Source organism: Subtercola sp. RTI3, assembly GCF_035018625.1.
In the GTDB taxonomy this organism is placed as follows: Bacteria; Actinomycetota; Actinomycetes; order Actinomycetales; family Microbacteriaceae; genus Subtercola; species Subtercola vilae.
Window position 1 is genome coordinate 1 of record NZ_JASJXO010000042.1, and the last position, 18,046, is coordinate 18,046.

The 18,046-nt window shown below is 67.0% G+C and carries 11 protein-coding genes; 8 read left to right on the forward strand and 3 right to left on the reverse strand.

The annotated features are described in order from the left end of the window. Positions 1 to 91: 91 nt before the first annotated feature. Both QN358_RS14060 and QN358_RS14065 read right to left on the reverse strand, forming a co-directional pair. Positions 92 to 1,036: an alpha/beta hydrolase gene (locus QN358_RS14060; RefSeq protein ID WP_161580316.1), complete on the reverse strand. Its 945-nt coding sequence runs from the start codon at positions 1,034 to 1,036 to the stop codon at positions 92 to 94. Positions 1,037 to 1,107: 71 nt separating this feature from the next. Then, positions 1,108 to 2,052, reverse strand: coding sequence for an aldo/keto reductase (locus QN358_RS14065; RefSeq protein WP_136640533.1), 945 nt, complete (start codon positions 2,050 to 2,052; stop codon positions 1,108 to 1,110). A gap of 122 nt (positions 2,053 to 2,174) precedes the next feature. Between QN358_RS14065 and QN358_RS14070 the strand changes: the two genes are divergently transcribed. The 7 genes from QN358_RS14070 (at position 2,175) to QN358_RS14100 (ending at position 15,123) form a co-directional block, all read left to right on the forward strand. Further along, positions 2,175 to 5,435 carry an efflux RND transporter permease subunit gene (locus tag QN358_RS14070; RefSeq protein WP_323512757.1) on the forward strand — a complete coding sequence of 1,087 codons (3,261 nt, stop codon included), beginning with the start codon at positions 2,175 to 2,177 and terminating at the stop codon, positions 5,433 to 5,435. A 68-nt stretch (positions 5,436 to 5,503) separates the two neighbouring features. Then, a complete protein-coding gene (locus QN358_RS14075) occupies positions 5,504 to 6,148 on the forward strand; it encodes a TetR/AcrR family transcriptional regulator (RefSeq protein ID WP_136640535.1) in 645 nt (214 codons plus the stop codon). 11 nt (positions 6,149 to 6,159) lie between these two features. After that, positions 6,160 to 9,207, forward strand: a complete 3,048-nt coding sequence (locus tag QN358_RS14080; protein ID WP_136640536.1) for an MMPL family transporter — start codon at positions 6,160 to 6,162, stop codon at positions 9,205 to 9,207. Then, a complete protein-coding gene (locus QN358_RS14085; RefSeq protein ID WP_323512758.1) occupies positions 9,204 to 10,175 on the forward strand; it encodes a YhgE/Pip family protein in 972 nt (323 codons plus the stop codon). The genes QN358_RS14080 and QN358_RS14085 overlap by 4 nt, the downstream gene beginning before the upstream one ends. Then, positions 10,142 to 11,158 carry a YhgE/Pip family protein gene (locus tag QN358_RS14090; RefSeq protein ID WP_323512759.1) on the forward strand — a complete coding sequence of 339 codons (1,017 nt, stop codon included), beginning with the start codon at positions 10,142 to 10,144 and terminating at the stop codon, positions 11,156 to 11,158. The genes QN358_RS14085 and QN358_RS14090 overlap by 34 nt, the downstream gene beginning before the upstream one ends. A 72-nt stretch (positions 11,159 to 11,230) precedes the next feature. Then, complete coding sequence (locus QN358_RS14095) at positions 11,231 to 12,256, forward strand: hypothetical protein (RefSeq protein ID WP_136640538.1); 1,026 nt, start codon at positions 11,231 to 11,233, stop codon at positions 12,254 to 12,256. A 320-nt stretch (positions 12,257 to 12,576) separates the two neighbouring features. Further along, on the forward strand, positions 12,577 to 15,123 hold the full coding sequence (locus tag QN358_RS14100; protein WP_323512760.1) for a DEAD/DEAH box helicase: 2,547 nt from the start codon (positions 12,577 to 12,579) through the stop codon (positions 15,121 to 15,123). A gap of 112 nt (positions 15,124 to 15,235) precedes the next feature. Here QN358_RS14100 and QN358_RS14105 read toward each other — a convergent pair whose 3' ends face one another. Next, positions 15,236 to 15,901 (reverse strand): TMEM175 family protein, encoded by a 666-nt coding sequence (locus tag QN358_RS14105; RefSeq protein ID WP_136640539.1) that lies wholly within the window; start codon positions 15,899 to 15,901, stop codon positions 15,236 to 15,238. Between the two features lie 121 nt (positions 15,902 to 16,022). Here QN358_RS14105 and recQ point away from each other — a divergent pair, with 121 nt between their 5' ends. Next, positions 16,023 to 17,891: a DNA helicase RecQ gene (gene recQ, locus QN358_RS14110; protein ID WP_136640540.1), complete on the forward strand. Its 1,869-nt coding sequence runs from the start codon at positions 16,023 to 16,025 to the stop codon at positions 17,889 to 17,891. The last annotated feature ends 155 nt before the right edge of the window (positions 17,892 to 18,046 follow it).

Genomic DNA, 18,046 nt, shown 5'->3' on the forward strand with positions numbered 1-18,046 from the left:
CCCCCCCCCCCCCCCCGCCCCCCCCGGGGGCCGTGTCCCCCCCTATGCCCCCCGGGCGGCGGCCCGCCGGTGTTTGTGGTAAACCGCCACGTCAGCGCAGCAGGGCTGCGATCTGCGCGAGCGCGGCGCGGCCCTCTGGGATGGGGAAGACGGGGTAGTTGTGCAGCATTCCCTCCGCCTCGTGCAGAGTGACCGGCACCCCGGCCGCACGCGCACGTTCGGTGAAACGGTGCGCGTCGGGGTTCAGGATATCTCGGGTGCCCGTGAAGACCGTGACCGGGCCGAGGCCGGAGAGGTCGGCGGGCGAGGCGAACAGCGGGCTGACCCGTGCATCGTCAAGCGACAGGCCCCCCGCCCAGAGGCTCGCGGCGTACCGCAACCCCGGGGCCGCGAGAAACGGGTCAGCGCTTTCGAGGTCGGCGGCGCGCGGGTCGGAGAACGTCAGGTCGAGCCCCGGCGCCACCAGCACCAGCACGGCGAGCGGGCGCACTCCGCGGCGCAGCAGCTCAAGGGCGGTCGCGAGTACGACCGTGCCGCCGGCCGAGTCGCCCACGAGACTGACGCGCGTGGGCTCGGCGTGCAGTCGCTCTACGAGGTCGGCCACGCGGGCCGTCACCTCGGTGGCGGTGCCGACCGGGGCCACCGGATAGATCGGCACTGTAACGGTGGCGCCGCTCTGCTCGACGAGGGCCGCCGCGAATGACCACTGGGTGGCGCCGATCTCGCCGATCCACGAGCCACCGTGCAAATACAGAACCTGCTGCGAGCCAGCAGAGCCCGCAGAATCAGCGGTACCGCCGGTGCCGGGTGCGCCCGGAGCGCCGCCGCGAGGCGACAGTACGTACAGCGGCCAGCCGTCGTCGACGGTGAGCGCCACCGAGACGCGGCGGCCGATCGACTTCGGCGGGGCGAACCGGGCGGGATGATCCGTGAGGTACGCCACCCGTTTCGCTGTGCGGCGCGCCGACGAGAAGGTGCGTTTCGTGCCACGCAGGGTGATGACCGCCGGCATCAGCCGGCTCAGAAAGCTCGCCACGGGCATCCTTTCGTTTCAGAGAATTCGAAGCGCCCGGCCGATTCGGTGGGTCACCTCTGCCAGTCGGTGGGTCAGCCCTGCCAGGCCGACACCTCGTCGAGCCGCGCCACCTCGTCGGAGGTCAGCTGCACGTTCGCCACGGCGACCAGATCGGCCACCTGCGAGAGCTTGCTCGCGCTGGCGATGGGCGCCGCCACCGTGGGCTTGGCGAGCAGCCAGGCGAGCGCGGTGGTTGTGATGCTGGCGCCGTGAGCCCGGCCGATCTCCTCGAGCGCGTCGATGATGGCAAGGCCCTGGGCAGAGACGTACTTCGAGGCGCCGCCGCTGCGGGCCGTACCTGCGTTGTCGGTCTTCGAGCGGTACTTTCCCGTGAGAAAGCCGCTGGCGAGCGCGTAGTACGGCACGATCGACAGGTTCTCGCGCTCGGCCAGCGGCACGAGGTGCTCTTCGACGTCGTTGCGATGCACAAGGTTGTAGTGCGGCTGCAGGGCCACGGGCCGAACGAAGCCGTTCGCATCGCAGATGTCGAGCCACTGCTGAATGCGCCCTGGCGTGTAGTTCGACAGGGCCGTGTAGCGCACCGTGCCGGCCTTCACGAGCGCATCGAAGGCCTCGGCCGACTCTTCGAGCGGGGTCTCCTGGTCGTCGTAGTGCGCGTAGTACAAGTCGATCGTGTCAACACCGAGCCGCCCGAGCGACGCGTCTGCAGCGGCGCGGATGTTCGCCGCCTTCAGCCCGCGAAACTCGGGGTGCTGGCTCACCTTCGTCGCCACCACGATGTCGGCGCGGTTCGCTCGGCTGGCCAGCCACTCACCGATGATGCTCTCGGATTCGCCGCCGTGGTTGCCGGGTGCGAACGCCGAGTAGGAGTCTGATGTGTCGATGAAGTTGCCGCCAGCCGCGGCATACGCGTCGAGAATGTCGAACGAGGCGGCGCTGTCGGCTGTCCAGCCGAACACATTGCCACCGAGGGAGAGGGGGAAAACGTCGAGGTCGCTGGTGCCGATGTGGGGCATGCTCATCCTTTCGGGTCGAGACTGCCAGCGTACGCCGCAAGCCAGGCGGGAAATGAGACACTGGAACTGATCGTGACACCAGTGCTCCCGGGGAGTGCGCCAAGAAGTCAAGAAAGAGACTCGTGCATTTTCTCGCCGTGTTGAGTATGAAGAACCGGGCGCTCATCGCCCTCGTCACGATTGTGGTGGCGGTGTTCGGTGGCCTGGCACTGACGAGCCTGAAGCAGGAACTCATCCCCTCGATCGACTTTCCGCAGCTGGTCGTTCTGACGAACTACCCGGGCGCCGCGCCTGAGGTCGTGAACGGCGACGTGAGTACCCCCATCGAGCAGGCCGTGCAGGGGGTCGAGGGCATCGACACCACGTCGGCCACCTCGAGCACGAACCTCTCGATCGTGAACGCCACCTTCGTCTACGGCACGAACCTGGCGACGGCCGAGCAGAAGATCAACCAAGCCATCAGCCGCATCAAATCGACCCTGCCCGACGGGGTCGACCCGCAGGTGCTGAGCGGCAGCATCGGCGACCTTCCCGTCATCCAGGTGGCGGTCACCGGCTCTGATACGAAGGCCCTCGCGGCCCAGATCCACGCCAGCACTCTGAGCGACATCGAGCAGGTGGCCGGTGTGCGTGCGGCGCAGCTCGTCGGTGACGTGGGCCAGCGGGTCACCATCACGCCCAACGAGAAGACACTGGCCTCGCTCGGTCTCACGGATGCGTCGATCAAGACGGCGCTGACCGCCAACGGACAACTCATCCCGGCGGGTGCGCTCACCGAGAATGGTTCAACGCTCTCGGTGCAGACGGGCTCGAAGCTCGGCACCCTCGCCGACATCGCAGCGCTGCCGCTGCCGGCGCAGAAGACCGACGGCAGTGGTGTGGCCACCGTCGGCAGCGTGGCTACCGTCGAACTCGTCGACAACCCGGTGACGTCGATCTCCCGGGTGAACGGGCAGCCGGCACTCACGATCGCCGTCACGAAGCTGCCGGCCGCGAACACGGTCGACGTGTCGAAGGGTGTACGGGCGCTCATTCCGCAGCTGCAGGCGGCACTGCCGGGAGCGACGTTCACGGTGGTCTTCGACCAGGCTCCGTTCATCCAGCAGTCCATCGAATCGCTCGCCACCGAGGGGCTGCTGGGGCTGTTCTTCGCGGTGGTCATCATTCTCATCTTCTTGATGTCGGTGCGGTCGACCATCGTGACGGCCATCTCGATTCCCACCTCGGTGCTGATCACGTTCATCGGGTTGCAGGCGGCGAACTATTCGCTGAACATCCTGACCCTCGGTGCGCTGACGATTGCCATCGGGCGGGTGGTCGACGACTCGATCGTGGTCATCGAGAACATCAAGAGGCATCTCACGGCGGCGGAGCTCGAGCGTCCGCTCGACGGCGCGGGGCGTGCCGAGGTCATCGTCGAGGCAGTGCGCGAGGTCGCCACCGCGATCACGGCCTCGACCATCACCACCGTTGCGGTGTTCTTACCGATTTCATTCGTTCAGGGCACGACGGGTGAGCTGTTCCGGCCGTTCGCCCTCACCGTGACCATCGCGCTGCTCGCGTCGCTGTTCGTTGCGCTCACCATTGTTCCGGTGCTGGCGTACTGGTTCCTCGGCAGTTCGCACCGGCGGCCGAAAAGTGCCGCGGGTGCTGCGACGGCGGTACCGGATGCCCCGGCTCACGAACACGCCCACGCGGGTGCCGCCCAGGCCGACGCGCACCCCGTGCGCAACACCGTGGCCGTCGCCACCGCCGCGCTGCCCGGTCGCCGCGCGCGCCGCGCGGGCAGCGACATCGACGACGAGAAGCCGAACGCGCTGCAGCGCCGGTACCTGCCGATCATCGCGTGGACGCTGAAGCATTCGTTCGTCACCATCATCGTCGCCGTGCTCATTCTGGGCGGCACGATCGCGCTCATTCCGTTCATGAAGACCAACTTTCTGGGTTCGAGCGGCCAGAACACGCTGACCGTGACGCAGACCGTTCCGGTGGGCGCGAGCCTCGAGACGCAAGACGCGCTGGCTCAGAAGGTCGAGTCCGCGCTGAAGGGGGTGGCGGGCATCCAGACCGTGCAGCTGTCGATCGGCTCGAGCGGCAGCAGCCTGCGCGACGCCTTCGCCGGGGGCGGGGCCAATGCGATCACGTATTCGATCACCACAGGCGACAGCGTCAACCAGGACGCGCTGCAGAGCACTGTTCGCCGCGACGTCGAAGCCATACCGAACGTGGGCCAGATCTCGGTGGCGGCGTCGAGCGGATTCGGGGCATCTTCTGATATCTCGGTCGACATCACTGCCTCGAACCAGGCTGACCTGCAGACGGCATCGGATGCCCTGCTGGCCCGTGTCTCGAAACTCGACGCCATCACGCAGAGCTCGAGCAATCTCGCAGCGACGAGGCCCTACATCGCCGTGGCCGTCGACCGAGCGAAGGCGACCACCGCCGGACTCAGTGAGGTCGCGGTGGGCAGCCTCGTGGCGAATGCCATGCAGCCGCAGACCGTGGGCAGCGTCGTGATCAAGAACACTCAGTACACGATCTACATCGCGAGTGCATCCACCCCCGCCACCCAGGCCGACCTCGCGGCACTGACGATTCCGACCGCGCGCGGGCCCGTGCGGCTCGACTCGCTGGCGAGCGTCTCACAAGTGAACGGCCCCGACACCATCACGACGAGTCGGGGGCTTCGAACGGCGACGATCACTGCCACGCCCTCGAGCGACAACCTCGGTTCGGCGAGCTCAGAGGTGCAGAAGGCTGTCGATGAGACCGCGCTGCCCGCTGGCGCGAAAGCCACCCTGGGTGGCGCGACGTCGAGCCAGAGCGATGCGTTCGGGCAGCTCGGCATCGCGCTGCTGGTGGCGATTCTCATCGTGTATGTGGTGATGGTCGCCACGTTCAAGAGCCTGCTGCAGCCGATTCTGCTGCTGGTCTCCGTGCCGTTCGCGGCGACCGGGGCCATTGCCCTGCAGATCATCTCGAACATTCCGCTGGGGGTGCCCTCGATCATCGGCGTACTCATGCTGATCGGTATCGTAGTGACGAACGCCATCGTTCTGGTCGACCTGGTGAACCAGTACAGAAGCAGAGGGTCGACCGTGCGTGAAGCGCTCGTGCAGGGCGCCAGCAGGCGTCTGCGCCCGATTCTCATGACGGCGCTGGCCACCATCTTCGCCCTGCTGCCGATGGCCATCGGGCTCACCGGGCACGGCGGGTTCATCTCTCAGCCGCTGGCCATCGTGGTGATCGGCGGGCTCGTCTCGTCGACCCTGCTCACGCTGATTGTGCTGCCGGTGCTCTACAACCTGGTCGAGGGTTGGCGGGAGCGCCGATCGATCCGCCGGGCAGAGCGCTTCGCAGCCTCACAGGAGGTGTCGGTCTAGCTGGGAGTCGACCGCCCAGCTGACCGATCGTGCAGACACTGACCGAACGGTCAGGATACAGTTCTCAGGTGCCTCCACTCTCGAATGCGCGCTCTGATCCGGCAGAAGAACTGCGCGCAACGGCTCTCCGTCTGTTCGTTATGACCAGCTACGCGGGAGCATCGCTGCAGCAGATCGCCGACGAGGCCGGCTACTCGAAGTCGAGCGTGCTCTACCACTTCTCGTCGAAGGAGGCGCTGCTCGAGTCGGCGCTGGCCCCGGCCGTCTCGAAACTCCACGCGCTACTGACAAACACCATCGGGCGTATTGCAGACGACGCCCTGCGCGCTGACTTCATCGACGAGTTCATCGACTTTCTGCTCGAGTACCGCTTCGAGGCGCACATCATCATCAACCAGGGCCAGTCGCTCGCCGGCATCGAGACGATCGATCGGGCGCGTGAATCGATCTGGCACCTCGGAGACGCGTTCCTGAATGAACTGCCCTCGACAAAGCAGCGCATCCGCCTCGGTGTCGCGCTCGCCGGGGCTGCCTACGTTCTGGCCACGACCGCCGCCGACAAGGCCGGCAGTAACACCGAACCCATCGGCGAGGTCAGGCAGGCGCTCATCGATGTGATGACAGAGCTGCTGCTGCCGCTGGGCACTGCTGCCGCGGCTGACTCTGGCTCCTCTGGTCCCGTTCCCCCCGCTTCCTTCACTCCCGCCGACTAGGAATCACTGACATGGCAACCCTTCTCTACCGCATCGGGCGATTCTCGTTTCGCCACTCCTGGCAGATCATCGTGGGGTGGTTTCTCATCCTGGCCGCTGTGCTCGGGGGAGGCCTGGCGCTGAACGGCACTTTCTCTGAGAGCTTCAGCATCCCGGGCACCGAGTCGCAGCAGACCCTCGACAAGCTCGCCGCGGTGTTCCCCGCGGTGGCCGGTTCGAGCGCCCAGGTGGTCTTCCAGGTGCCCGACGGCCAGAGCGTGAACGATGCCAGCGACACCGCCGCCATCACTGCCGTCACCGATGCCATCACGAAGGTGCCCCATGTCTCGTCGGTAATCACCCCGTTCTCGCAGTACGCCGGCGACGCGATCTCGAAAGACGGCACCATCGCGTACGCCACCGTTCAGTTCGACGGGCCCACCTCGACCATCGAAGCGGCGACCATCGACGCTGTGCAGGCGACGAAGTCCGAACTGGGTTCGTCGGGCATCCGGGTCGAATTCGGCGGTGAGGTCTTTCAGAAGAACACCGTGGGTGTCAGCCCGTCAGAGGGTCTCGGGGTGCTGTTCGCGGCCGTCGTGCTGTTCGTGACGTTCGGTTCGCTATTGGCGGCCGGGCTGCCGCTTCTGTCGGCCATCATCGGCGTCGGCATCTCGATCGGTGCGGTCGTCGCCTCATCGGCCCTCATTACAGTGTCGAGCACCGCACCACTGCTGGCGGTCATGATCGGGCTCGCCGTGGGTATCGACTACGCCCTGTTCATCTTGTCGCGGCACCGAACCCAGCTCGCTCACGGCCTCGATGCCGAGGAGTCGGCGGCCCAGTCGGTCGCCACCGCGGGCAGCGCCGTGGTCTTCGCCGGAACAACCGTCATCATCGCCCTGCTCGGCCTGCTGGTCGTGGGCATCCCGTTCTTGAGCGTCATGGGCGTGGCGGCGGCGTTCGCCGTGTTCGTCTCGGTGAGCATCGCCATGACCTTGCTGCCGGCCATCATGGGTGTGGCAAAGTACCGGCTGCGCCCGAAGAAGGGTTCGCGCGTCGAGCGGCGGGCCCTCGCCGGCGCCCTGCACGAGAGCGAGGCACAGGCTGCAGCACAGGCTCCGGATGCCCGTTCCGCCCCCGAAGGCATCCCGGCACCAGCAGGCACCCGCGCGTCTTCCGCGACCCCCGCTGCTCCCGGCAGAGGCGGCGCCCAGCGCCCCAAGCGCGCTGCGACTTCTCTCGGCGGCAGATGGGTCGCCCTCGTCATGAAGGCCCCCATCGTGTTCATCGTCGCCGTCGTCGGTCTCGTGGGCGTCGCATCCATTCCCGCGTTCAGCCTCGACCTGAACCTGCCCACCTCGGGCCAGCAGCCCACCGACACCACAAACCGGCAGGCGTACGACCTGCTCGCCAAAGGGTTCGGGCCCGGCTACAACGGCCCGCTCATCGTTGCGGCCGACATTACCCAGTCGACCGACATCGCCGGCATTCTCACGAAGATCGGCGACGAACTGAAGACCGTTCCCGGGGTGTCATTCGTGGGCCAGGGTGTTCCCGACAGCACACTTGACACCGCGATCTTTCGCGTGATTCCGACGACCGCGCCCGACTCGCCCGAGACCAAGACGCTGGTGCACGACCTGCGCGCGCTCAACCCGAAGATCACCGCCGACCTCGGCACGCCGATCGCGGTGACCGGCCAGACCGCGGTGGCCGTCGACATCTCGAACCTGCTCACGCAGGCGCTGCTTCCGTTCGGAGTGCTGGTGGTGGGGCTCTCGATCGTTCTGTTGGCGATGGTCTTCCGCTCGATCGCGGTGCCGATCAAGGCGGCCGTGGGATTCTTGTTCTCGGTGGGGGCGAGCTTCGGTGTCTCGGTGGCGGTGTTCCAGTGGGGGTGGCTCTCGAACCTGCTGAACATCAGCGCGACAGGGCCTCTGTTGAGCTTCCTGCCCATTCTTCTGATGGCCATTCTGTTCGGGCTCGCCATGGACTACGAAGTGTTCCTCGTCTCTGGCATGCGTGAGGAGTATGTCAAAACCAGAGACGCCCGGCGTGCGGTGCGGGTGGGCTTCGTCAACGGTGCCCGCGTGGTGACCGCGGCGGCTCTCATCATGTTCTTCGTGTTCTTCGCGTTCGTTCCCGAAGGAACCGGGGCGATCAAACAGATCGCCCTCGCGTTGGCCGTGGGGGTGTTCGTCGACGCGTTCCTCGTGCGCATGACACTCGTTCCGGCCGTGATGACTCTGCTGGGCGACACCGCGTGGAGCCTGCCGAAGGGGCTGGCCCGGCTGCTGCCGAACGTGGATGTCGAAGGTGAAGGGCTACGCGAGCACATCGCGGCCACCGCCTGGGCATCCGGTCACCTTGACGATGCCGTCACCGCAGAAGCGCTGGTGATCGCGGGTGTCGGGCTGCCGGTCGATCTCGCGCTCGACGAGGGCGCGCTGCTGGTGATCACCGGTGACACCGCGTCGCGTCGCCTCCTCGGTGCCGCGCTGGCCGGGCGGCTCTCGCCCGAGTCGGGTGGGCTGCAGGTGCTCGGGCGGTGCCTGCCCTCTGAGGCGGGTGCCATCAGCCGCCTCGTGACCCTCGTCGACCTGTCGTCGGCCCGGCCCGACGTCGACACCACGGTGGGGGCGGCCCTGCGTGAACGACTCAGTATCGCGCGGTCGTGGTACCGGCCGTGGGTTTCACCAGACGACATCGACACCCGCGTTGAGGCCGTGAACCGGGCGCTCGCGGCCGTGCCCGGTGAGCCCCGCCTCGGCGAGACCACGGCTCTCGGCGAGCTGTCGCCGCTCGCTGCGGCCCTGGTTCTCACGGCGGCCGGCATGGCTGACGGCTCGGCCCTGCTGGTGCTCGACACCGGCGACGCTGGTGCCGGCAGCATCGACGCGGCCGTCTTCGTGCGGGCCGTCAGCACTCTCGTACCAGCGGCGACCACTCTCGTACTGGGCCTGCCGGCGGCTCCCGCGGGTCTTGCCTCCGGCGCCCTCGGCCGCTCGGTCACCGTGCTCGAACTGTCACACCCCGCAGGTCTTGTGCCTGCACGCCCGGAAGGAACACTGCGATGAGTTCCCACGCAGCATCAGCCCCTGTTCGCTCGCACCGCCGTCGGCGCGCGTGGTGGTTCACCCTCGCTGCGCTCGCGGTGGTAGTGGTGCCGCTCGCCGCCAATGGGCTCTTTTCGAGCGCCTTCTCGAACGTGGGCGACAACCTCAACAAGGTGCCGGCCGCCCTGGTGAACAACGACAAGCTCATCACCACGACGGCTGCCGACGGCACGAAGTCCACGGTGTTCGCCGGTCGGGGGCTCGTCACACAGCTCACCGGCTCGGGGCAGACCGGCTTCGACTGGAACGTGACCAACAGCGCCGACGCGGCCAAGGGCCTCGCCGACGGCACCTACTACGCCGTACTGACGATTCCCGAAGACTTCTCGGCCCAGATCAACACGCTCGCCACCCCCACTCCGCAGCAGGGCGCCATCAACATCACAACCGACAACTCGCACGGCTACCTCGCGGGCGTCGTGGCGAGCACCGTCGGCAGTGCGCTGAAGGCCGGTTTCGGCCAGACCGTCACGGCGCAGGTCGTCAATGGCGTCTACTCCAGTTTCGGAACCATCGGCGCCCAGCTCTCCTCGGCCGCCACAGGGGCCGGGCAGCTCGCCTCAGGCGCTGGCACGCTCACCGACGGGCTCAACCAGCTCGCCACCGGAGCGGGCAGCGCGGCCACGGGGGCGTCGCAGCTGAGCTCGGGCGTCACCCAGTACACCGACGGGGTCGATTCGCTCGCGGGCGGGTCGCGAAATACACGTCAGGCGTTTCGACGCTGGCGGGTGGGTTCGATCAGCTCGCGCCGGGCATCCGAGCGGCCATCTCGACGAACCCGAACCTCGACGAGGCCACGAAGCAGACCCTGCTCGGCTCGTATTCTCAGCTCAGCGGTGGCCTCAGCCAGGCGGCCGCGGGTGGTTCGACGCTGTCGTCGTCGACGGCGTCGGGGGTGGATGCTCTGCAGTCGGGCATCGGGCAGCTGAACTCTGGCGCCGCCCAGCTCTCGGCCGGTTCGTCGCAGCTGCGTTCGGGTGCCTCAGACCTCTCCGGCGGCCTGGCGACCCTCGCCTCCGGCACCCAACAGTCGGCCGCCGGAGCCTCCCAGCTCACCACCGGGGCCACCACTTTGCAGACCGGGCTGCAGAGCGGCGCCGCAGCGCTGACGAAGAACACGGCCACCGACCCGGCGGCGGCGGCAAAGGTGGCGGCCGACCCGATCGCCGTGAACGTGGCCACCGAGAACGGCGGCGGCAGCATCGGGCAGGTCATCGCGATTCTGCTCATCCCGGCGGGGCTCTGGGTGGGGGCGCTCGCGGTGTTCCTGCTGCTCAGGCCGCTCACGGCGTCGTTGCTGGCGAGTTCGGCGTCGACGGCGCGGCTCGTGGGGCGGGTGTTCGGGCGAGCATCGGCGTTCGCTGTGCTGCAGGCGCTGCTCGTCGTCGGCTACCTGCACCTCAGTCTTGGAGCGGCCTGGAGCTCGTTGCCCGCCACGCTCGGTTTCGCGCTGCTGATCGCGCTCGCCTTCACCGCTTTTCACCAGTTCTTGAGCGCGGCGTTCGGGCGCATCGGCGCGGTGGTGTCGATCATTCTGTTCGCGGTGCAGTTCGCCACCACGGCCGGCGTCTATCCGGTACAGATTCTGAGCGGGCCGTTCCAGTTCATCAGTTCGATCTCACCGCTCGCATATGCGGTGTCGGGCATCCAGGGCATTCTGACCGGCGGTGCGGCGGGCCCCGTGTGGTCGAGCGTCGTGGTGCTGGCCATTCTGCTGCTCGTCAGCATGCTCGCCTCGGGTGTGGCGCTCGCGCGTCGGCGAAACCCGGTGCGCACGGGGTGGGTACTGGTGGGTGCGGATGCCCGGCCGACGTCGCCCCGAGGCGACGGGCGCGTGCGGGGTTCGGCTCCGGCCGTGGCTGTGACCGACGACGCCTCGGCCGCCGGATCGCCGGCGTCAGGGATCGCGTGACGCTGGTGTGACTTTACATCGAGGCCACCTCCCTCTATAGTGAGCAATCATCACTTAGAGAAAGGCGGGCTCGTGCGCGAGTTCTTCACTGTTACACGGGGGACTCAGAAAGCACGGCGACGCGGCGGGCGGTTCGCTGCGGGCCTGGCGCTCGTCGCGACGATCGGGGCGCTGGTGCTCGTTCCGGCGCTCTCGTCGTCGGCGATGGAAGTCGACTGCAGTTACACGCCCGGCATGTCGACGTGGGTCGGCGCGGGGCGCGACGGCATCAAGTGCATGTCGGGCACGACAGGCGGCGGAGCTGGCGGGTACGTCGGTGGCGGGAGCAGTTCGCTGGGAACCGCGGGTGCGCCCGGCGGAGGTTCACCATCCGTGATGTCGCCACTGTGCAAGTACTCTCTTCCGGCGCTCCCTTCGACCTTTTTTACACGGGGAACGATCACCTCGACTACTGACCATTTCTCGTCGACGGGAAACTCGTGGACTACCTACGCTCGCAATGGGCGATACGCAGCGAGCCTGTATGTGAGTGACCTCGATAAAAGTGGATTGGGTGCGACGCACGCACAGTTCATCGATGACTCCCAGTGGCCACTCCAGGTCTCCTACGAGTTCGACTGCATGAGCAGCTACGACTATCAGGCCACCTTCATCAGCTTCGCGGGCACGGGAGACTTGCTACCAGGTGGGGGCACACCGCCCACGCCGTCGGAGAACGCGTCGAGCGTGCTTACGCCGTTGCCGGCGGGCGACAACGAATTCCTGTATCGGGTGAATGTCACAAATGCCAGATACGTGAGTGCGTACGCGAACGTCGGTCTAGACCTGCAGGCATTCACGGTCGAGAGTGTGCTTTCGTCACCGGCGGGCGGTAGTTGTCAGACGGCAGCTACCTTCGCTGAACAGTGTGTGGTCGATTCGCTTCCGGCGGGCGCTACGGGCACATTCGTGTTTCTCGTGAAGGCTCGGCCGACGATCGACTCGACGGCCACGCTGCGTGCTTACGCTGAGACATCCCCAGTGCTGAATGCGCTGTCAGTGAAGAGCGACGTGGTCGATGCGACAGGTGACGTCACCCCGATGCCGGTGATCGGCTGACGGGTAGTGCTTTTTGGGCCGGCTTCGTGTAATGTTGCGAGGTCGGCTCTTGACACCGCGAAGTATGTGCGGATGGGTTTGTAAGTCAGGTGGGCCGGTTTCTCGTTTCGTGCGATGGGCACGACGCAATATGGATGCGTCGCGCAAAGAGTGCACAAGCGCAAGAGCACCGCACGAACGTGTGCAGGGGTGCGAAGGCGCGGGGCGGGAATATCACGTATGTGAAACGGTCCCGGCCAAAGACTGCCCGGGTTCAGCAAATGTCAATCACAAATGTATTGACCGCTTTGCCATGCAATCTAAATAACCCGGAAAGTACCATGCCTGATTACTCGAAGAAATCCGCCACCGGCGGCAACAAATTCTCTCCCAAGGGTGCACCCGGAGCGCGTAGCGCCGGTCACCGCGGCTACAAGCCGGCCGAGGCCGACGCCCCGAAGAAGGCCCGCTGGAACGCCGATGAGCGCGCCTCACGCGGTGCCGCCCCCACGAACCGCGCAGAGCGCCCCAACTGGGAGCCCCGCGCCGCAACCCCCACTCGCGAGTCGAACTACAGCGACCGTGGCGCCCGTTCAGAGCGCCCCTCGTACGGCGACCGCAACGACCGTGGCGCCTCGACCGGCCGCCCCTCATATGGTGACCGCAATGACCGTGGCAGCGACCGCGGTGCTTCGACCGGCCGCCCGTCGTACGGTGACCGCAGTGCTTCAGGTGCGGGCCGCTCAGAGCGCCCCTCCTACGGCGATCGCGGTGCATCCGCCGGTCGTACCGAGCGTCCCTCCTATGGTGACCGCAACGCGTCGGGCGCGGGTCGTTCAGACCGCCCGTCGTACGGTGACCGTGGTGCGTCTGCTGGTCGTACCGAGCGTCCCTCGTATGGCGACCGCGGTGCATCCGCTGGCCGCGGCGAGCGTCCTTCGTACGGTGACCGCAACGCGTCGAGCGATCGTCCCTCCTACGGTGACCGTGGTGCGTCTGCTGGTCGCACTGAGCGTCCCTCGTATGGTGACCGTGGATCTTCTGCCGGTCGTACCGAGCGCCCGTCGTATGGCGACCGCGGTGCATCCGCGGGTCGTAGCGAGCGCCCCTCGTATGGTGACCGCAACGCGTCGAGCGATCGTCCCTCCTACGGTGACCGTGGTGCGTCTGCTGGTCGCACCGAGCGCCCTTCGTATGGTGACCGTGGTGCATCCGCCGGTCGCGCCGAACGCCCTTCGTACGGCGACCGCGGAGCATCCGCTGGCCGCAGCGAGCGCCCCTCGTACGGTGACCGCCCCGCTCGCACCGAGCGCCCGTCATACGGCGATCGTCCCGAGCGCGGCGCGTCGAGCGAGCGTCCGTCGTACGCCGACCGCCCGGCACGCACCGAGCGCCCGAGCTACAACGACCGCCCCGCTCGCACCGAGCGCCCCTCGTATGGCGACCGCGGAGCATCCGCCGGCCGCACCGAGCGCCCGAGCTACGGCGACCGCCCCGAGCGCGGCGCCTCGAGCGACCGCGCCGCGCGTTCGTTCGACGACCGTCGCGACTCGAACACCGATCGCGCGAACCGCGGCAGCGACTTCTACCCGAAGCGCGAGAACAACGGCTACAGCGACGGAGCCGGCACCGCAACACCCGCGGGCCGCTTCGGTGCGCAGGACGACGTTGTGCTCGAGCGCCTCGAAGCCGAAGTGACCACCGCGTCTGACGTGGTGAACACCACGTTCGGCGACCTGGGCCTCGGCGACAACATCACGCGGCAGCTCGCCGCCATGGGTGCGCCCACCCCGTTCCCCATCCAGGCGGCGACCATCCCCGACGTTCTCGCCGGCAAAGATGTTCTCGGTCGCGGCAAGACCGGCTCCGGCAAGACGATCGCCTTCGGCGCTCCTCTCGTCGAGCGCCTCATGGAGAACGACGGAGCCAAGGGTCGCAAGCCCGGCCGCCTCCCTCGCGCCTTGATCCTCGCCCCGACCCGTGAGCTCGCGATGCAGATCGACCGCACCGTGCAGCCCATCGCCCGCTCGGTGGGCCTGTTCACCACGCCGATCTTCGGCGGAGTGCCGCAGTTCAAGCAGGTCTCAGCGCTTCAGCGCGGCACCGACATCATTATCGCGACCCCCGGTCGCCTCGAAGACCTCGTCGAGCAGGGTCGCCTCGACCTGTCGCAGGTCACGATGGTCGTTCTCGACGAAGCCGACCACATGTGCGACCTCGGCTTTCTCGAGCCGGTTCAGCGCATCCTGCGCCTGACCGCCGACAAGAGCCAGAAACTGCTCTTCTCGGCCACGCTCGACAAGGGCGTCGCCCAGCTCGTCAACGAGTTCCTCGTCGAGCCGGCCGTTCACGAGGTCGCCGGTGAAGACCAGGCCTCCTCGACGATCGACCACCGCGTGCTGCTCATCGAGCAGCGCGACAAGCGTGCGATCATCGAGCAGCTCGCGAGCGGTGAGGGCAAGACGCTGATCTTCGCCCGCACCCGTGCGTTCGCCGAAGAGCTGGCCGACCAGCTCGACGACGCCGGCATTCCCGCCACGTCGCTGCACGGTGACCTCAACCAGTCACGCCGTACGCGTAACCTCCAGCTGCTCACCAGCGGCCGGGTCAACGTGCTCGTCGCAACTGACGTCGCCGCGCGCGGCATCCACGTCGACGACATCAACCTGGTGATTCAGGCCGATGCGCCCGACGAGTACAAGACCTACCTGCACCGCTCGGGCCGTACGGGCCGCGCCGGCAAGCAGGGCACGGTTGTGACGCTCATTTCGAAGTCGCGTCGTCGCCGCATGGACGAACTGCTCGGTCGTGCCGACATCGAAGCCACCATGGTGCCCGCAGCACCCGGTGACCAGATCATCGACGATCTGCAGAGCGCAGGCGTGTAGTCACAGTTTCACTGCTCCATTCCGCGTAAGCCACAGCAGGCTTCACCACGAACGGGCCGATGGATGCCCCACCTCCGGGTGGGCATCCGCCGGCCCGTTCGTGCGTGGCGGGCTACTTTTCGGGCGGAGCGTTCGGTGAAAGGGGCGCAGTCGCGCGTGCGGGCGCGGAAGCTCCGCGCCGCGGCAGCAGAAAGTGCTCGATGGGACCGGTGAGCAGCAGAAGCAGAAGCGGCCACTGGTTCACGGTGGGAACGATAATGGTCACCGCGAGGGCCACCAGCATGATCGAGGCCGCGATGATGGCGACCCTCATGTGCAGGGTTTTGCGTACCTCCACGCGTTGCAGCTCGGGGTCTCGCACGATGACAATTTGTTGCGCCAGACCGGCGACGGTCGTGAGCGCCAGCGTACCGATGTAGAGAATCGACGTAGCGTGGTTCGATTCGCTGCCTGAGGCGAGCAGTTCGGTGGGAAACGGCAGGAAGACGATACTGATCAGCCAGAGGAAGTTGGCATAGATCAGCGGCCGGTTGTACGCCTCGAGGTTGCGGTACATGGCATGGTGAATGACCCAGAACCTCGCGATCACCACGAAACTGAGCGCGAAGACGAAGAACTTCACGCCGTTGTCGGCCATGAACTGCGGCACCGGAGTGTCTCCGATGGCACCGGCCGCATCGACGAGCGGCAGTACGAGCAGGGTGATCGCGATCGCCACCACAGCGTCACTCAGGTTGACGAGCCGGTCGAATCCTCTGTGCTCTACAGCTTTGGCCATGCGGCTACGTTACAAGCCCTTCTCGTCGGTGCGCTCGCTCACAGGCACCGTGCTGGCGTAGTTCTGCACAGCTCCGGATGATCGGTGGGCCGGTGTCGGAGCACCTCCGTAAACTGGCTTCATGACATTCAACCTGGAGGCCGAGGCCCGCCCGGCTGCCGGGGCTGCGGCACGCGAGATACTGAAGCGCGTCTTCGGGTACGACGATTTTCGGGGCGACCAGGCGGCCGTCATCGAGCAGGTCGCTGCGGGTGGCGACGCGGTGGTGCTCATGCCCACCGGCGGCGGAAAATCGCTCTGCTACCAGATTCCCGCGCTGCTGCGTGAGGGCACGGGTGTGGTGGTGTCTCCGCTCATCGCCCTCATGCAAGACCAGGTCGATGCCCTGCTGGCCGTCGGCGTGCGCGCGGCCTACCTCAACTCGACGCAAGACGGCATCGAACGTGCCCGTGTCGAGAACGCCTACCTGGCCGGCGAGCTCGACCTGCTCTATGTGGCGCCAGAGCGTCTCGCCAGCGAGAGCACCAAACGTTTTCTCGAGAACGGCGCCGTCGCTCTCTTCGCCATCGACGAGGCACACTGTGTGTCGCAGTGGGGCCACGACTTTCGGCCCGACTACCTCGGGCTGTCAGAGCTCGCCGACCGGTGGCCCGACATTCCGAGGCTCGCGCTCACTGCCACGGCAACCGACGCCACGCACATCGAGATCACCGAGCGGCTCAAGCTCGGGCGTGCGAAGCACTTCGTGGCGAGCTTCGACCGGCCGAACATCCAGTACCGTATCGAGGGCAAGGGCGAGGTGCGCCAGCAGTTGCTCTCGCTGATTCGCCGTGAGCACGCGGGTGATGCCGGCATCGTGTACTGCCTCTCGCGCAAGACGGTCGAGCAGACCGCGCAGTTCCTGGCCACCAACGGAGTGAACGCGCTGCCGTACCACGCGGGGCTCGACGCGGGGCTGCGCTCGCGCACCCAGTCACGGTTTCTTCGCGAAGACGGTGTGGTCATCGTGGCCACCATCGCGTTCGGCATGGGGATCGACAAGCCCGACGTGCGGTTCGTGGCCCACATCGACCTGCCGAAATCGGTCGAGGGGTACTACCAGGAGACGGGGCGTGCCGGGCGTGACGGCCAGCCGTCGACCGCATGGCTGGCCTACGGTCTGCAAGACGTGGTGCAGCAGCGCCGCATGATCGAACAGTCGCCGGGCGACCTCGCGCACCGGCGAAAACTCTCGTCGCACCTCGACGCCATGCTCGCTCTGTGCGAGACCGTCGACTGCCGACGGGTGAATCTGCTCGGCTACTTCGGGCAGGCCAGCACGCCGTGTGGCAACTGCGACACGTGCCTCAGCCCGCCCGAGGCGTGGGATGGCACGATTCCCGCGCAGAAGCTGCTCTCCACCGTGGTTCGGCTGCAGCGCGAGCGCAACCAGAAGTTCGGGGCCGGCCACCTCATCGACATTCTGCGCGGCAAGAAGACCCCGCGGGTCGACCAGTACGGCCACGACGAACTCGCGGTGTGGGGCATCGGGTCAGACCTCAGCGAGCAGCAGTGGCGCGGGGTCGTGCGACAGTTGCTCGCGAAGGGGCTGCTGGCGGTCAACGACGACGGCTTCGGCACGATCGTGCTGGCGCCGGCGAGTGCCGACGTGCTGAGCGGCGCCCTCACGGTGTCGATGCGCGTCGACACCACGACGGCACTCACCGAACGATCGAGCTCGGGTTCCCGCTCACAGCGGGCGAAGGGGGCCGTGGCCGACCTGCCCGAAGAGGCGCAGGGTATCTTCGAGGCGCTGCGCGTGTGGCGTTCGACCACCGCGAAGGTGATGGGGGTTCCCGCATACGTCATCTTCCACGACGCAACGCTACGCGAGCTGGCCACGCGGCGGCCGGCGGCGCTCAGTGACCTCGACGGAATCTCGGGGCTCGGGCAGAAGAAACTCGACACGTACGGCGAAGATCTCATCGGTGTCGTCGCCGAGGCAGGCTGACGCGGTGCCTTGTCGCACTCCTGATGCCAAAGAGCCTCACGGCTGTAGGTTTCAGCAACGAGCCGACCACCCCAGAACCCGACGGTTGTAGCTCGTTCACTGCCCGTTAGGGGGTCGTGGCCGACGCTCGTACGCTCGAATCAGCGAAGAAAAGT